The organism is Thermodesulfobacteriota bacterium (assembly GCA_040754335.1).
Classification (GTDB): Bacteria; Desulfobacterota_D; UBA1144; order Nemesobacterales; family UBA2774; genus 2-12-FULL-53-21.
Map to the genome: position 1 here is coordinate 355,451 of JBFMCV010000004.1, position 15,106 is coordinate 370,556.

General features: G+C 53.5%; 15 protein-coding genes. 12 read left to right on the forward strand and 3 right to left on the reverse strand.

Annotated elements, in window-relative coordinates:
• Positions 1-23: 23 nt before the first annotated feature.
• From mreC to rodA, 4 genes are read left to right on the forward strand one after another with little or no spacing between them, the layout of a single operon-like run.
• Positions 24-851 (forward strand): rod shape-determining protein MreC, encoded by an 828-nt coding sequence (gene mreC, locus AB1598_10585; GenBank protein MEW6145452.1) that lies wholly within the window; start codon positions 24-26, stop codon positions 849-851.
• Positions 844-1,335, forward strand: coding sequence for a rod shape-determining protein MreD (mreD, locus tag AB1598_10590; GenBank protein ID MEW6145453.1), 492 nt, complete (start codon positions 844-846; stop codon positions 1,333-1,335). Before mreC ends, mreD begins: the two co-directional genes overlap by 8 nt.
• Positions 1,316-3,124: a penicillin-binding protein 2 gene (gene mrdA / locus AB1598_10595; GenBank protein MEW6145454.1), complete on the forward strand. Its 1,809-nt coding sequence runs from the start codon at positions 1,316-1,318 to the stop codon at positions 3,122-3,124. Before mreD ends, mrdA begins: the two co-directional genes overlap by 20 nt.
• Positions 3,111-4,235: a rod shape-determining protein RodA gene (gene rodA, locus AB1598_10600; protein ID MEW6145455.1), complete on the forward strand. Its 1,125-nt coding sequence runs from the start codon at positions 3,111-3,113 to the stop codon at positions 4,233-4,235. Before mrdA ends, rodA begins: the two co-directional genes overlap by 14 nt.
• Here rodA and AB1598_10605 read toward each other — a convergent pair.
• Entirely contained in the window at positions 4,228-5,205 is a 978-nt protein-coding gene (locus AB1598_10605; protein ID MEW6145456.1) for a P1 family peptidase, read from the reverse strand. The genes rodA and AB1598_10605 overlap by 8 nt on opposite strands.
• A 271-nt stretch (positions 5,206-5,476) precedes the next feature.
• On the opposite strand from AB1598_10605, the gene AB1598_10610 reads away from it, so the two are divergent.
• The 7 genes from AB1598_10610 to cyoE are packed head-to-tail and all read left to right on the forward strand — an operon-like array spanning position 5,477 to position 11,634.
• The gene (locus AB1598_10610) at positions 5,477-6,289 is read left to right on the forward strand and encodes an SCO family protein (GenBank protein MEW6145457.1); all 813 of its coding nucleotides are present in this window, start codon (positions 5,477-5,479) and stop codon (positions 6,287-6,289) included.
• A 25-nt stretch (positions 6,290-6,314) separates the two neighbouring features.
• On the forward strand, positions 6,315-7,253 hold the full coding sequence (gene coxB / locus AB1598_10615) for a cytochrome c oxidase subunit II (protein MEW6145458.1): 939 nt from the start codon (positions 6,315-6,317) through the stop codon (positions 7,251-7,253).
• A gap of 28 nt (positions 7,254-7,281) precedes the next feature.
• Positions 7,282-8,883 carry a cytochrome c oxidase subunit I gene (ctaD, locus tag AB1598_10620; protein ID MEW6145459.1) on the forward strand — a complete coding sequence of 534 codons (1,602 nt, stop codon included), beginning with the start codon at positions 7,282-7,284 and terminating at the stop codon, positions 8,881-8,883.
• Positions 8,884-8,895: 12 nt separating this feature from the next.
• The gene (locus AB1598_10625) at positions 8,896-9,501 is read left to right on the forward strand and encodes a cytochrome c oxidase subunit 3 family protein (protein ID MEW6145460.1); all 606 of its coding nucleotides are present in this window, start codon (positions 8,896-8,898) and stop codon (positions 9,499-9,501) included.
• A gap of 15 nt (positions 9,502-9,516) precedes the next feature.
• A complete protein-coding gene (locus AB1598_10630; GenBank protein MEW6145461.1) occupies positions 9,517-9,825 on the forward strand; it encodes a cytochrome C oxidase subunit IV family protein in 309 nt (102 codons plus the stop codon).
• A gap of 12 nt (positions 9,826-9,837) precedes the next feature.
• Positions 9,838-10,692, forward strand: a complete 855-nt coding sequence (locus AB1598_10635; protein ID MEW6145462.1) for a COX15/CtaA family protein — start codon at positions 9,838-9,840, stop codon at positions 10,690-10,692.
• Between the two features lie 27 nt (positions 10,693-10,719).
• Positions 10,720-11,634: a heme o synthase gene (gene cyoE / locus AB1598_10640; protein MEW6145463.1), complete on the forward strand. Its 915-nt coding sequence runs from the start codon at positions 10,720-10,722 to the stop codon at positions 11,632-11,634.
• Between the two features lie 57 nt (positions 11,635-11,691).
• Here cyoE and AB1598_10645 read toward each other — a convergent pair whose 3' ends face one another.
• Both AB1598_10645 and AB1598_10650 read right to left on the reverse strand, forming a co-directional pair.
• Complete coding sequence (locus tag AB1598_10645; GenBank protein MEW6145464.1) at positions 11,692-13,512, reverse strand: M3 family oligoendopeptidase; 1,821 nt, start codon at positions 13,510-13,512, stop codon at positions 11,692-11,694.
• A gap of 132 nt (positions 13,513-13,644) precedes the next feature.
• Entirely contained in the window at positions 13,645-14,448 is an 804-nt protein-coding gene (locus AB1598_10650; protein MEW6145465.1) for an aldo/keto reductase, read from the reverse strand.
• A gap of 278 nt (positions 14,449-14,726) precedes the next feature.
• Between AB1598_10650 and AB1598_10655 the strand changes: the two genes are divergently transcribed.
• On the forward strand, positions 14,727-15,068 hold the full coding sequence (locus tag AB1598_10655) for a hypothetical protein (protein ID MEW6145466.1): 342 nt from the start codon (positions 14,727-14,729) through the stop codon (positions 15,066-15,068).
• The last annotated feature ends 38 nt before the right edge of the window (positions 15,069-15,106 follow it).

Here is a 15,106-nt window from a genome sequence, read left to right on the forward strand (position 1 = left end):
TCTTTTGCTGATATGATATAGACATGGGCTTCTTCAAGCGCCGCACCATACTCATCATTGTGGTACTGTTCTTCGTGGCAATACAGCTCTTTTCGCTCGATCTCAGGGAAAGGAACAGCAAGAACCCTGTATCCAAATTTGTCCTTACGCTCACGTATTATCCCCAAAAGCTGGTTTCCGCAGTTACCGATGGAGTCGTAGGCACTTGGCGGGATTATATCCACCTCGTGAACGTTAACGAGGAGAACAAGAGGCTCCGGGAGGAGCTCAACGCCCTCAGGCAGGAAAAGTTCGAGCTGGCCGAGATCAAGGCGCAGAACACGAGGCTCAAAAAACTCCTCGAATTCAAGGACGTGTCGCTCTACCCGGTCGTATCGGCGAACGTGATAGGCGCAAGTCCTTCCATGCTCCGCTCCCAGGTGGTCATAGTCGACAAGGGCGGTGCTGACGGTATAACCGAGGGCATGCCTGTCGCCTCCTACGACGGGATAGTGGGGAGGATACTGCTCGCGGGCGACAAGAGCTCGGAAGTGCTCCTGATCACCGATCCCGTGAGCGCCGTAGACGCTTATATCCACAGGACGAGGGCGAGGGGCATCGTAAAGGGGACGGGGAGCGGATGCGTCATGGAATATATCGAAAACAAGTCCGATGTGAGCGTAGGGGACAAGGTCATTTCATCGGGGAAGGACGGGTTTTTCCCAAAAGGCGTCATAATAGGGACCGTCACCGATATCAGTCCTAACGGGAGCTTCATAAGCGCGGGAATTTCTCCGCACGTCGATCTCAACTCGCTCGAGGAGGTCGTCATAATCCAAAAATCCGTGAACAACGTGGTTTTGAATGAATAAGACCATTACGTTCGTTTCACTTATACTCGTCTCCATCCTCCTCATAACGGTGCAGTCCACCCTCCTGTCGCCGAGGAAGGCCGGTTACTTATTTCCTGACCTCAATCTTATCTTCATAGTCTTTTTGGCCGTTTATTCCGAAATGAGGGGGAGCTTCCTCCTGGCCGCGGGGAACGGGTACATGATGGACGTCCTCTCGGGGAACCTGCCCGGGACATTCACCATCTCCCGCCTGAGCGCCTACATGCTCGTGCGCACGAGCTCAAACCACGTATATCTCAAGAAAGTGATAGTCCAGGGGCTGGTTATATTTTTAACGACCATTTTTACGTGGACTTTTATTCTGACTATAATTAGAATAAAGAGTGACGCGGGCTTTCAGCTTTCTTTCAGCGAGATAATTCTTCAAGGGCTGGTAAATTCGGCAGTTGGCGTGCCGCTTTTCTGGGCGGCTGGCAGGATGCATGCAAGATTTCAGAAATAGACTCGTAATTGCGACCGTCATACTCGGCATCGCGTTTCTGGGTCTCGTCTCGAGGCTCTGGTTCCTACAGGTACTGAAGGCGGATGAGTTCGAGGCTTTTTCCCGGGACAACAGGATAAGAATAGAAAGGGTGCCGGCTTCGAGGGGGAGGATTCTCGACAGGTACGGCCGCGAGCTCGTCGTAAACAGGCCGTCATTCGATGTGTACGTCCTTCCCGAGGACGTCGACGATATGCCTGCGCTAAGTGTCAATTTATCGAGAGTGCTCAACGAAGACCCCGCAAAGATCGTGCAGAAAATAAAACAGGCGTCACGGAGGAATCGTTTCAAACCCGCCCTCGTGGCCCAGGATATCAACCGCGATCAGCTCGCTTACATAGAAGCGCGCAGGAGCTCCCTTCCCGGCCTCACTATAGAGGTGAACAATTTAAGACAGTACCCGCACGGCGTAATGGGCGCATCGTTTCTGGGCTATATAGGGAAGGTGAGCGAGGCCGAGCTGCTGGCGAACCCGGAGCTCAGCAGCAACGGCCTGGTCGGGAAGACTGGAGTCGAGAAGACATGGGAGCAATCGCTCCGCGGCAAGGACGGATTTACACAGAAGGTTACCGACGCGCTCGGAAGAGAGGTCAAATCGAACCTCTTCCAGAAGGACCTTGTGAACAGGCAGAGCGTCCCGGGCAACGACGTCGTTATGTCGGTGGACATAGACCTCCAGAAGGCGGCCGAAGACGCTCTGGGCGAGGAGTTCGGCGCGATCATCGCGGTCAACGTCAGGAACGGAGAGGTGCTCGCCCTTGCGAGCAAGCCATCGTTCGATCCGGCGGATTTCGTGAAGGGTATCGACTCGAAGACGTGGTCGAAGCTGATGAACGATAAGGATTTCCCTCTCGTGAGCCGCGCGACGCAGGGACTATACGCCCCGGGGTCCGTCTTCAAGATGGTTCCGGCCGCGGCTGCGATGAAAGAAGGAGCCATACATCCCGACACGCTCGTGCACTGCCCGGGATACTACAGGCTGGGCTCGCACGTCTACAGGTGCTGGAAGAGGGGAGGGCACGGCTGGATGAACATGCGGGAGGCCATAGTCCAGTCCTGTGACGTTTACTTTTACAAGCTCGCGGACAAGCTCGGGATAGACAGGATTTCAAGATATATGAATTTCTTCGGTTTCGGGTCGCCCACGGGCATCGGGATCGAAGAGCGGGCGGGGGTCGCCCCGAGCAGGGAATGGAAGCTCGAGAAATTCAAGAAGCCCTGGTATAAGGGCGAAACGATAGTATCAGCGATCGGACAGGGCTACGTAAGCGTTACCCCCCTCCAGATTGTTATGATGACTGCAGCCATAGCGAACGGCGGGACTCTGCTGACCCCGAATCTGGTCATAAAAGAAGTGGCTTTCAGCGGAGAAACCAGGCTGAATAACGTACCCCCGAAGGGTGAGCTGCCCGTCGATAAGGTTACGCTCGCTCTTATCCGGGACGCGATGACAGGTGTCGTTAACGGTCCCGGCGGCACAGGCCACGGGGCCAGGCTCGAAAACGTAACCGTCGCCGGGAAAACGGGTACGGCACAGGTAGTATCGCTCGATTCCCAGAGCAGCGACAAAGCGCATAAAGACCATGCCTGGTTCACCTCCTTCGCCCCCGCCGAGACACCCGAGATAGCGGTCACAGTGCTGATCGAGCACGGAGGAAAGGGCGGGGCTGTGGCCGCCCCTATAGCGAAAAAAATAATAGAAACTTATTTCCAACTGAAGAAAGAGAGAAAAGCAAATGATAATGTTTGACAGGAGGCTCCTTCAGAGCTTCGGATGGTCTCTATTCCTGATGACCCTGGCATTCGCGGCGCTTTCCCTGATGAACCTCTACAGCGCGTCCTATCAGACGGGTCTCGGCTATTTCAAAAAGCAGGCGATGTGGGTATGCATCGGTATCTTCGCCATGATAGTCGTCTCATTCCTCAACAATAAGCTGATAAAGCAGTACGCACTTTACATTTACGGCTTTTCACTCCTCCTCCTCCTTTTCGTCCTGGTATTCGGCAAGGAGGTTTCGGGGTCGAGGAGCTGGATTACGATCGGCTCATTCGCCACTATCCAGCCTTCGGAGCTCGCGAAGATACCTATAATCCTCGCCATAGCCAGATTCTATGACAACGATTACGAAGGGGTCCCTTACGGCCTGCTCGACCTCATTAAGCCCGTGCTGCTGACCGCGCTGCCGCTTACTCTCGTAATGCTCCAGCCCGACCTGGGTACCGCGCTTACGATGGTCCTCATTTCGGGAAGCATGATCCTGTTCATGGGTGTCGAAAAAAAACTGATTTTTCTGGTCCTGGCCGTGGTCATCGGATTTTCTTATCCCGCATGGCGTTTTTTTCTGAAACCCTATCAGAAGGACAGGATTAAAACGTTCCTCGAGCCCTCGAAGGACCCCCTCGATTCCGGCTACAACGCTATTCAGTCCCAGATCGCGGTCGGATCGGGCGGGTTCATGGGAAAGGGGTTCATGTCGGGCTCTCAGACGCAGCTCAGGTTCATACCGGCCCAGCAGACGGACTTCGCCTTCTCGGTGCTCGCCGAGGAATGGGGTTTCCTGGGCGGGTTCATGGCGCTCCTTTTATATTTTATGATTATCCTCTGGATTCTCGATACCGCGAGCCGTGCGAAGGACAAGTTTTCGGTGCTCACCTGCTTCGGCATCGCCGCCATGTATTTCTGGCACGTGGTCGTCAATGTAGGCATGGTAATCGGCCTGCTTCCGATAGCGGGCGTTCCGCTCATGCTTTTGAGCTACGGGGGGTCGTCTTCCCTCACCGCGCTCATAGGTATCGGCGTCGTGCTCGGCATAAGGATGAGGAAGTTCCCGATCCAGGGCCCTGCCGTCGAGCTCAGGTAATCTCCTCTCCCTTCAGGTCGCTCATGCTGGGTATACCTCCCAGGCCCTTCGAATGGTGGATAGCGCGGAGTATGGCGCTGCCCGTAAGCTCCGCGGCTATGACTCCGGTCAGGTTCGCGTCCCCTTCCATACTGCCGCACGAGACCGCGATAACGACGTCCCCGTCGGCGATCGTATGCACAGGCGATATGACCCTCGCAAGCCCTGTCTGGGCTATGTTGGCTATCCTTCCGAGCTCGGATTTCGTGAAACGTGCGTTTGTCGCCACGACCGCGAGCGTGGTGTTCTGAGACTTGTCTTCCCTGAACGTGACCCCCTTCTTGAAGAGGTTCACCGTGCCTGCGAATTTGCTTCCGCGCGGTGTCGTCCTCACGCCAGCGATGATTTCCCCGTTCTCGGGCGACACTATGTCTCCGAAAGCGTTGACCACGACTAGGACGGCGACTGTTATCCCGTTTTTGATTTTGTAGCCGGAGGTCCCAATCCCGCCCTTTGTCGCGTGATCGAGCCCGAGCAGCTTCCCGACCGTCGCCCCCGTCCCCGCCCCGATGCTCCCCTCCTCGACCCTTGAGGAATCTGCGTTGAGGCAGGCTTCGTATCCCATGCGGGCGTCTGGCCTTACTTTTCCGTTTCCAATCCCGAGGTCGAATATCACCGCCGTCGGCACGGACGGCACGACCATGCCGTACCCGACACTGAGCCCTTTATTCTTTTCCTCGAGGTATCTCATGACGCCGCTCGATGCGTCGAGCCCGTAAGCGCTACCGCCTGTAAGCAGTATTGCGTGTATCTTGCCGAAGGTATTGTGGGAGAGCAGCGAGTCTATCTGCCTCGTGCTCGTGCCGCCCCCTCTTAAATCTATCGCCCCTGTGGCGGGGTTGTCGAAGAGGATTACCGTGCAGCCGGTCACGGCGCCGTAATCGGAGGCGTGGCCTACCCTTATGCCTTCAATATCAGTAATCGAGATCATGACGATTATTCTAAAATCATTATTTTTTATTTCAAAGTTTGCCTATTTACAGGCCCGCTGCCATTTACTTGACAGGAAATCATAATAGGATAGAATCTTCCACGTTTTAAGGTTATTAGGGTCCGGGAGTATGAAGACCCTTAACCTGTTTTTATTTCGATAAAATATCCTGTGTCCACCCCAAATTATGATAAAATGCACGGTCGATAGAATAAACCGTGTTGTGTGACGGGATATTTATTCGGGCGCGACAGGGAGCAGGGTTGAAAATATGTATAACTCGAAAGCGCTGGTAAAACTATCGGTTCTTTTGTTACTGTTTTCAACAAATCACGTTTTTGCCATAACCGATTCGAGGGATGTAAAGGATATCGGCATCGACGAAAAGACGGGAGCATTGGTTCCCGGTGATATACGGTTCGCCGACGAGAACAACGAGACGGTTGAGTTAAGGGACTTCTTCAATCAGGCGAAGCCGGTTGTGCTTAACCTGGTTTATTTCGGCTGTCCTAGGTTGTGTAATTTTGCGACGGAAGGGCTTCTTCAGGTAATGAACGAGCAGGGTTCGCTCGAGATCGGAAAGGATTATAAAGTCCTGACAGTCAGCTTCGACCCCGAGGACACGTCTGATCTGTCGGGTACTAAGGCCTCGAAATATCGCGGGATGGTGAAGCACGGGGATCCGGGAAAGGAGAATTGGGTGTTTTTGACTTCCGATACGGACAACATACGCAGGCTGACTGAAGCCGTAGGCTTCAGGTATAAGGTAGACGGCGATGAATTCGCCCACGCTTCCGCATTAATAATTCTCACCCCTGAGGGAAAGATTTCAAGGTACCTCCCCGGCATTCAATACGAGTCCAACGATTTCAGGCTGTCCCTCCTCGAAGCTTCAAAGGGAAGGATAGGCTCTTCCGAAATGTTAAACAAGCTTCTTCTCTTCTGCTATGAATTCGATCCGGTGGGCAAGAAATATGCGCTTAAGGCTTTAAATGTCGTCAAAGCCGCCGGGGTCGTAACACTGTTGTCGATTTGCGGGGTGCTCACGTACTTCTGGAGAAAAGAGAGGAAGGAACCCGAATAGGAGAATGGAGGTTTAAAAGAGACACATGACTTGGATTCCCGAGGTAGCATCGAATCTGGCAAGCAAAGTTGACGGGGTGTTGCTCCTGATTACTCTCCTGTCGCTTGTATTCTTCATACTCATCACCATAGTGCTCGTCTATTTCGCTATAAAGTACAGAAGGAAGAGGGAAGACGAGGAAACCCCCTATATCACGGGAAGCGAGCCGCTCGAGATAATCTGGACCGTGATACCCTCCATACTCCTCATCGTGCTGTTCATCTACGGTTTTGTGGTTTTTAAGGACATGAGGACGCCGCCCGAGGACTCGGTCGAAGTGACCGTTCAGGGAAAACAGTGGCTCTGGACGTTTGACTACTACAACGGAAAAAAGACCATCAACGAGCTCTACGTGCAGCAGAACAGGCCCGTCAGGCTCGTTATGGAGGCCCAGGACGTGCTCCACAGCTTCTTCGTCCCGGGGTTCCGCGTAAAGCAGGACCTGGTGCCGGGCAGGTATACCCAGCTCTGGTTTACTCCGACCAAAATAGGGACCTTCGACATTTTCTGCGCCGAGTACTGCGGCACGGGGCATTCGGCTATGCTTGGAAAGGTCGTTGTGCTCAGTCCCGAGGCGTATGAGATATGGGAAAAGGGCGTGAAAGCCGAAGAAGGCGCAGGCGTGGCGTCTCTACCGCCGGCCGAGCTGGGTGAAAAAATTTACAAGGAAAAAGGTTGTAACGCCTGTCACAGCGTTGACGGCTCCACGCTCGTCGGTCCTTCATTCAAGGGCATTTTCGGCCACTCGGTAGAGCTTCAGGACGGCTCGACGGTCGATGTGGACGAGAACTATGTGAAGCAGTCTATATTTGAGCCGCAGGCGCAGGTGGTTAAGGGATTCGCGCCGGTCATGCCTTCGTTTAAAGGCATACTCAGTGACGAGGACGTAACGGCGCTCGTAGCGTATATAAAGACGTTAAAATAGATGTCCGTATTTTAAGGAGGCTAGTTTTATGGCAAACCATACAATTGCCCACGACGTATATGTTCCATTTCTCGAGAAGAAGGGAATATTGTCATGGATTCTTTCCACCGACCATAAACGCATAGGAATAATGTATCTGATATCGATCTCGTTCTTCTTCCTCGTTGCGGGCGTTTTCGCGCTCCTCCTGAGGTACGAGCTCCTGACCCCGACCTCTGATTTCGTACAGCCGCATACCTACAACGTGTTCTTCACGCTCCACGGCTCGATAATGGTTTTCTTCTTCATAGTACCCGGCCTCGCGGCGAGCTTCGGCAATTTCCTGATACCCCTTATGATAGGGGCGCCCGACGTCGCATTCCCCAAGCTGAATCTGGGAAGCTACTGGATCTACCTGCTGGGCACCGTGATCGTGCTCATAGCCCTCGCGAAACCCGCCGACACCGGATGGACGTTCTACACCCCCTACAGTGCGACTACCAACACAGACGTCGTGATGATCACGTTAGGCGTCTTCGTTTTGGGTTTCTCGTCGATCCTGACGGGGCTCAACTTCATAGTCACGATACACAAGATGAGGGCGCCGGGCATGACCTGGCACAGGCTCCCTCTTTTCATATGGGCTTCATACGCCACCGCGGTTCTCCAGCTTCTGGCGACGCCCGTCGTGGGGATCACGCTTCTCCTCCTGATAATGGAGAGGACTCTCGGCGTCGGCTTCTTCGACCCGGCGAAAGGCGGAGACCCTATACTGTTCCAGAACTTTTTCTGGTTCTATTCCCACCCCGCGGTCTATATCATGATCATCCCGGCCATGGGGGTCATATCCGAGATCATTCCGGTCTTCGCGAGGAAACCTATATTCGGCTACAAGGCGATAGCGTATTCGAGCCTCGGCATCGCGTTCATCAGCTTCCTCGTCTGGGCCCACCACATGTTCACGAGCGGGATATCGGACACAGCAGCGACGATTTTCTCGTTCCTTACGTTTTTGGTCGCCATACCGACTGCCATCAAGGTGTTCAACTGGACGGCCACGCTCTATAAGGGGTCGATACATCTCCACTCCGCGATGCTGTACGCCCTCGCGTTCGTATTCCTGTTCACGATCGGGGGTCTCACTGGCCTCTTCCTGGGTGCCCTCGCGTCGGATATACACCTACACGATACATACTTCGTCGTAGCTCATATGCACTATGTAATGATAGGCGGAACGGTGATGGGGTTCTTCGGGGCTCTCCACTTCTGGTTCCCGAAGTGGTTCGGCAAGATGTTTAACGAAACCGTTGCGAAGATCGCGTGGCTCTTCATTTTCATAGGCTTCAACGTCACGTTCTTCCCGCAGTTCTTTTTGGGGGTTCAGGGAATGCCCAGGAGATATGCCACGTATCCGGCGGAGTTTGAGTCGCTTATGTCGCTATCGACTTACGGCTCCTGGATACTGGGGTTCGGCATATTCATCATGACAATCAACCTCATAGCAGGTCTGATTAACGGAGAAAAAGCCCCTCAAAACCCCTACGGTTCGCTTTCGCTCGAATGGCAGGTGCCTTCGCCCCCGCCGCTCGAGAATTTTGAGGAAATACCGCATGTCACCGACTGGACGTACGGTTACGGAAAAAAGAAATAATCGGAGGCCCAAATGGGAGAAGCTAGCGTAGAACACACACACGGCCATCACATGGATCCTGTTGTCGAGTACAAGTCCTCGAAGCTCGGCATGTGGCTGTTCCTCGGGACGGAGATCCTGCTTTTCGGAGGGCTTTTCGCGGCTTACGCGATTTTCCGCGCAAAGTACCCCGAGATGTTTTTCGAGCAGCACGTGGAGCTCAATAAGAAGCTTGGTGCCGTAAACACGTGCATACTGATATTCAGCAGCTTGACCATGGCCATGGGGGTCTCTGCTATTCAGCGCGGGAAGCAGAAGGCAACCGCCATACTGATCCTGATTACAATACTCTGCGGTCTCGCATTCGGCGTCGTGAAGTATTTCGAGTACAGCGCCAAGTTCCATCATCACATCTACCCTGACACGAGCATATTCTTCTCACTGTATTTTATGATGACCGGGCTCCACATGCTTCACGTCTTTATCGGACTCGCTATTCTTGCAGTTATAATGGTCCTGACGCTCAAGGGAAAGTTCACGGCCAAGTACAACACCCCTGTCGAAGTTGGAGGGCTTTACTGGCACCTGGTGGACCTGATCTGGATATATCTTTTCCCGTTACTTTATCTCATAGGCTGAACGGAGGAAATAAGTATGGCTACTCATTCACATACTGAAGAACACCACATAACGAGCAACAAGACATACATAATAGTATGGGTCGCGCTCATGGTTATGACGGCTATCACGGTATATGTGTCGTATATCAATTTCGGTATGCTCAACATTGTCATTGCGCTCGTGGTCGCCTCGATAAAAGCGTCCATAGTGGCACTTTATTTCATGCACCTGAAGTTCGAGGATTCGATCACGTGGGTATTTGCGCTCTTCCCGCTCAGCCTCCTGGCGTTACTCATCGGGATGACGATTACTGACACGTTTACGAGGACTATAGTCCCTTAGATTCAATTATTCATGATTGCTAAAATTACCCTTTTTCTTCTCTTTCTTCTCTTAATCTGGGGTAATCTGGTTGCCGGTCTTAAAGCGGGACTCGCGTGTCCGGATTGGCCGTTATGTCACGGGACGGTGCTCCCCCCTTTCAGGTGGGATATATATATGGAGTTCATGCACCGTATAATAGGTGGCGTGACCTCTCTTTTTCTCGTCATCCTTTCCTATCAGAGGTTCCGCGCTTACCGGGGCTCCGTAAAGCTGGTCCCCGTGACGATCGTGCTCCTTCTCCTGGCGCAGATCGTCCTCGGCGGCATTGTAGTGCTGCTCGAGCTGCCCGTAGACCTCACGACCTACCATTTTGCGAATGCGATCGTGATATTCTCACTGACTCTTTATATCGCGTTTTACGACGGCAAGAAGAAGATGCCGCATTTCAATATCGGGGGCTATAAGGGGATATTCTTTTTTCTGGGGCTTCTTGTATTCGTTCAGGCGGTGCTTGGCGCGTATGTAAGACATTCAAACTCGGGTCTTGCCTGTCCGGATTTCCCTACATGTCTCGGCTACTGGATACCGCCCAACTTATCGGGGATCATACTTAACCACTTCGTACACAGAGTGGCGGCATACGTTATCACACTTACTGTACTTATACTCCTCGTCTCCTCGTACATGACCAAGGGGCTTCTGATGTACCGCAAGGCATTAGTGGCTCTCGTATGCCTCATCGCGCTACAGATCGCTCTCGGAGCGGGAGTAGTTCAAACGAAACTCAACTTCGCAATCACGGCGCTCCATCTCTCTTTCGCCCTGTTAATACTTTCTCTCGTACTTTATACTTGGTTCAGGGGGATGGAGGAAACTTGCCAATAAACGGACTGTGGGGAATGACAGGGATACATGAATACGATCGGACACATTGACAGGGCGCCTGCGAAGATAGTCGTCTCGACCATACTGCTTTCGAAGCCGGGGATAATTCTGAGCGTCGCGTTCACCGGTTTCGCCGGCATGGTCCTGGCAAACCGCGGGATACCACCCCTCGTATTGACGCTGTTGGCCGTGCTTTCCCTGCTCCTGAGCGCCGCAGGCTCCGCGATACTCAACAACGTACTCGACAAGCAGATAGATACGCTCATGAGCAGGCTCAGCAAGCGTGTGGACGCGCTCGAAGTCGTAGGCGAAAAGACGGCCACGCTCATATCCCTCGTATTCATAGCCGTTTCGCTGTTTGTTTCTTTTTATTATCTGAACGCGGTGAACGGTGCGCTCATAATTGCGGCCATCCTGAGCTACACGCTCCTCTATACCCTTTATCTCAAGCGGAGCTCCCCTTACGGCACCATACTCGGCGGGCTCCCGGGAGCGCTGCCCGTGCTGGTCGGATACACGGCGGTGAACCCCCACATCGGCGTTGACGGAATAATACTGTTCACGTTCATGATGCTCTGGCAGCCCCCTCACTTCTGGGCGCTCGCCCAGAAATACAAGCTCGATTACAAGAAAGCGGGCGTGCCCGTCATGCCCGTGGCGCTCGGCTCGAAGTTTACGAACGTAATGATACTCCTCTACTCAATAGCGCTCCTGCCGCTCTCGCTTTCGCTCTGGATACTGCATTACTGCTCCGACTATTACGCCGTCTTCGCGATCGTTTCGGGGCTCTATTTCGAATACGTGATTATACGGAGCGCGGTGAAGAATACCGATTACGGCAAAGCGTTCGGCGCTTCCATTATATACATGCTGATTATAATGCTTTCCCTTATACTCGATCTTTCGTTCGGCTCCGCGAACGCCGCCGTCTGGAGTTTTTAGGGAGCTTGTCCGGAAGGTTATAAACACGGGATCCCCCGTGAGGGAGTGTCCGTACCTTTAAACCTTCATATTCTTTAGGAGCTTCTTGAGCTGCATGAGCGGTTCACTCAGCGAGTTTATGGACTCCACCCAGAAATCCGGTGATTCGAGGTCCCTGCCGATGCTCCTCTTCGCCACGTTCACGGCCGTGTCCGAGCCCGAAAGCCTCAGGAACTCCTCGTACTTCGGAAGGAACCCCTTCCCCTCTCTCCTGAACATCGAGAAGAGGCCCCGGCTCAACAGGTATCCGAACGTATACGGGAAGTTGTAGAACGTGATGCCCGTTATATAGAAATGGAGCTTCGACGCCCAGAAATAAGGGTCTTCGCCGCCCTCTTCGAGCACGTCGCCGAATATCCTCCGCTGTGTGACGGCCATAAGCTCCTTGAGCCTGCTGACGCTCACCTCGCCCTCCTGCCGTTCTTCATAGAAAGCCTTCTCGAATTCGTACCGGACCGGGATGTCCATGAGGTAAATGGCCCCGTGGTTTACCTCCATGTCGAGCGTAAGCGCTTTCTCCACGTCGTCGATCGAAGGGTCTTCGAGCACTCCTTCCGTGAGTATCATCTCGCCGAAAGTGGACGCCGATTCGGCGAGCGTCATGGGATAGAAATGAGAATAGGGGCGAATGTCGCTCATTACGTAGCTGTGAAACGCGTGTCCCGCCTCGTGGGCGAGCGTCAGCACGTCCCCGAGTGTCTCGTTGTATGTCATGAAGATCCTCGACTCTTTCGTGAGTAGCGACCCGGTACAGAACCCGCCGGGACGTTTGCCCTCGCGCGGCTCCCAGTCGATCCACTCGTTCTTATACACGCCGTCTATGAACTTGCCGAGCCTGGGATAGGACGCGGCGAACGAGTTCTTGACCATCTTCTTCGCCATGCTCCATGTGAGCTTCTGCCCGGACTCGAGATCTAACGGCGCCCCGAGGTCATACCAGGCTATGTTGTCCCGCTTCATAGTTTCGGCTTTAAACCTGAGTATGCTCCTCGGGAGCTCGAGCTCCGAGTATATTGCTTCGAACATAGCGTCGAGCGTTTTTCTGCTGATCGAGGACTGGAAAAGGGCGACATCAAGGAAATGGTCTATGCCCCTGTATTTATTGAGCGTGAGCCGTGTGCCCGCGATAGCGTTTAACGCCGCGGCCGCAGTATCCTCTATGTTCTGCCACGCCCTGTTCCCTCCCTCGAATGCGGCTTTTCTGATCTCCCTCTCGGGTTTTTCCATGAGGGACCTTCTCTGCGAGATAGGCAGCGTCCTGACGGTGCCGTCGGGATACGTCATCTCGAATTCGAGCTTGCCCGATACGGTGTCGTATAGCCTTCCCCAGGCGCTGATTCCGTCGACTCCGAGGTCGGCCGCCAGCACTTCCCGCTCCGTGTTCATTTTCTTCTGTGAGTCTTCCCACAGCCTTGAGAGATAGTATTTGCAGCTCGCGAGCGGCGCGCTCTCTTTTAACGATGCGAAGTCTTCTTCGGATGCGTCCTTTATTCCCCTCATGAGCTCTACCTTGAGCTTCGAGAATTCCGCTCCGAGCGCCGACATCTCTGCCTCTTCCCTGAGATAGTCTTCGTTAAGCCCGTCGGCCGCTGATAAACATCCGATATAGGAATCGATGTGCGTGTAGCGCGCGACGAGGTCTTCGTTCCTGAGAAAGACGTCCTCCCATTCGTTTCGGTTAGTGTCGTCGAGGGGTGCTAAAGCCGAGGCCTTTTCCTTCACCAGCTGTATATCCCTCTTGAGGTTCTCCTTGAATTCTTTCATCTCAGGTCCGTTGAACCCGGGGAAGTAGCTCGAGAGGTCCCAGTTCATTTTTGCGGTCGAATCGTTTATGGTCATTTTTCCTCCGATCGGGTCGGGTCTTTATGCAATGAGATGTAAAAATCCCCAAGAAATATATCATACGAATGGACGGGTGTGTTTAATATCGACATTCGGGCCGGTCGCGCCTGTTTAAGAAATATTGAGCATCTAGGAGAAAGCCTCGTCGAGGAGTTTTAAATGCGCCTCGGATAGCCGCCAGCCCGAGGCTCCGCAGTTTTCTATCGTCCTCTGGACACTGTCCGATTTCGGGATCGCGACTACGTTCTCACGGGACGTGCACCAGTTGAGCGCGACCTGCGCCGTCGTTTTTCCAGTCCCGCGGGCTATCTCTTCTAACACCCTGATTCTCTTTGACGGCATGAATCGAGGCCTCGACGCGAGGTTGCCGTCGTCAAGCGGCGTGTATGCGAGTATTGTAATCCGGTTCTCAAAACAGTAGGGGAGCAAGTCTTCTTCGATCCCCCTCTCGTTCAGGTTGTAGAGGACCTGGTTCGATACTATCGGCGTGTGCCTCAAGGCCGCCTCGGCCTCTCTCAGGTCGTCGAGGTCGAAATTGCTCACGCCTATAAATCTCACGTAGCCTCTCTCGACGAGTGTCTCCATAGCATGCATGGTTTCCTTCATTGGATAAGATGAGTTAGGCCAGTGGACCTGGTAGAGGTCGATATAGTCTGTTCCGAGCTCGGTGAGGCTCTCTTCCGCAGCGCGGAGCACGTCGTCGTAGCCGAGATGCCTGCCCGATACCTTGGTCGCAATAAATACACGGTCCCTCATCCCCTCGACCGCTTTGCCGACTATGCGCTCAGTCCCGTATCCCTCGGCCGTGTCGATGAGCGTAGCCCCGAGCTCTATGCCTTTCCGCAGGGGCTCCACGCCGCCCCTATACCGCCACGTCCCGAGCCCAATCTCCGGGATCATTACCCCCGTATTCCCAAGCTCTTTCAGTTCCATGGAACGTAACTCCCGGATATCCCCGGTATTCTATCTTCTTAGGTAAAATGATAACAGATTTTCCGGGCTCGAATCGTATCTCACCCGATTACACAGTTGCTGGAACGCGGCTTCTGCGTACGAAGCCCCCGACACCGATTATTTTGCCGGGAGGATCTACTTATCGCTCGTTTACGTTACAGGGGAGTTTCAAAATCTGTCTATCGGTTATGTGGAAGCGCTGTATAATTGATACTAGGACGGCAAACGAAGTCGACGAGCCGGAAAGGAGATATGCTATGGCATACTACGAAGAGATAAAGCAGTATGACGTTGCTTATTACGCGGGGGGCAAGAACACGACCGGATATCCGTATCGAGCGATAATCGGGCTCAGGCGTGACGACTCCAGCCTGATCGGAGGCGCTTACTTTCACCGGGACCCGGCAACCATGCCCAACACGGACGATCAGACACCGTCGGGTTACGTGTGGTGTCATTATTCGTGGGAAGACTTTCCCGCGGTTCTGGATCTTCTGCGGAACGAAAAACCCGTTTTTGTCCGTTACGTGGCCGGGACATGGAGCGTCGCTTCAATAACAACATCGATTGAACCGATTGGTGAGGGTGAACAACCCTGACGTGTTCCATGTTTTCACGTTTTCCCCGATGCTTTATA

What these genes read in the sequence shown, in the direction of transcription:
- mreC (MEW6145452.1), top strand. Translation starts at nt 24, where the DNA reads ATGGGCTTCTTCAAGCGCCGCACCATACTCATCATTGTGGTACTGTTC.
- mreD (MEW6145453.1), top strand. Translation starts at nt 844, where the DNA reads ATGAATAAGACCATTACGTTCGTTTCACTTATACTCGTCTCCATCCTC.
- mrdA (MEW6145454.1), top strand. Translation starts at nt 1,316, where the DNA reads ATGCAAGATTTCAGAAATAGACTCGTAATTGCGACCGTCATACTCGGC.
- rodA (MEW6145455.1), top strand. Translation starts at nt 3,111, where the DNA reads ATGATAATGTTTGACAGGAGGCTCCTTCAGAGCTTCGGATGGTCTCTA.
- AB1598_10605 (MEW6145456.1), bottom strand. Translation starts at nt 5,205, where the DNA reads ATGATCTCGATTACTGATATTGAAGGCATAAGGGTAGGCCACGCCTCC.
- AB1598_10610 (MEW6145457.1), top strand. Translation starts at nt 5,477, where the DNA reads ATGTATAACTCGAAAGCGCTGGTAAAACTATCGGTTCTTTTGTTACTG.
- coxB (MEW6145458.1), top strand. Translation starts at nt 6,315, where the DNA reads ATGACTTGGATTCCCGAGGTAGCATCGAATCTGGCAAGCAAAGTTGAC.
- ctaD (MEW6145459.1), top strand. Translation starts at nt 7,282, where the DNA reads ATGGCAAACCATACAATTGCCCACGACGTATATGTTCCATTTCTCGAG.
- AB1598_10625 (MEW6145460.1), top strand. Translation starts at nt 8,896, where the DNA reads ATGGGAGAAGCTAGCGTAGAACACACACACGGCCATCACATGGATCCT.
- AB1598_10630 (MEW6145461.1), top strand. Translation starts at nt 9,517, where the DNA reads ATGGCTACTCATTCACATACTGAAGAACACCACATAACGAGCAACAAG.
- AB1598_10635 (MEW6145462.1), top strand. Translation starts at nt 9,838, where the DNA reads ATGATTGCTAAAATTACCCTTTTTCTTCTCTTTCTTCTCTTAATCTGG.
- cyoE (MEW6145463.1), top strand. Translation starts at nt 10,720, where the DNA reads ATGAATACGATCGGACACATTGACAGGGCGCCTGCGAAGATAGTCGTC.
- AB1598_10645 (MEW6145464.1), bottom strand. Translation starts at nt 13,512, where the DNA reads ATGACCATAAACGATTCGACCGCAAAAATGAACTGGGACCTCTCGAGC.
- AB1598_10650 (MEW6145465.1), bottom strand. Translation starts at nt 14,448, where the DNA reads ATGGAACTGAAAGAGCTTGGGAATACGGGGGTAATGATCCCGGAGATT.
- AB1598_10655 (MEW6145466.1), top strand. Translation starts at nt 14,727, where the DNA reads ATGGCATACTACGAAGAGATAAAGCAGTATGACGTTGCTTATTACGCG.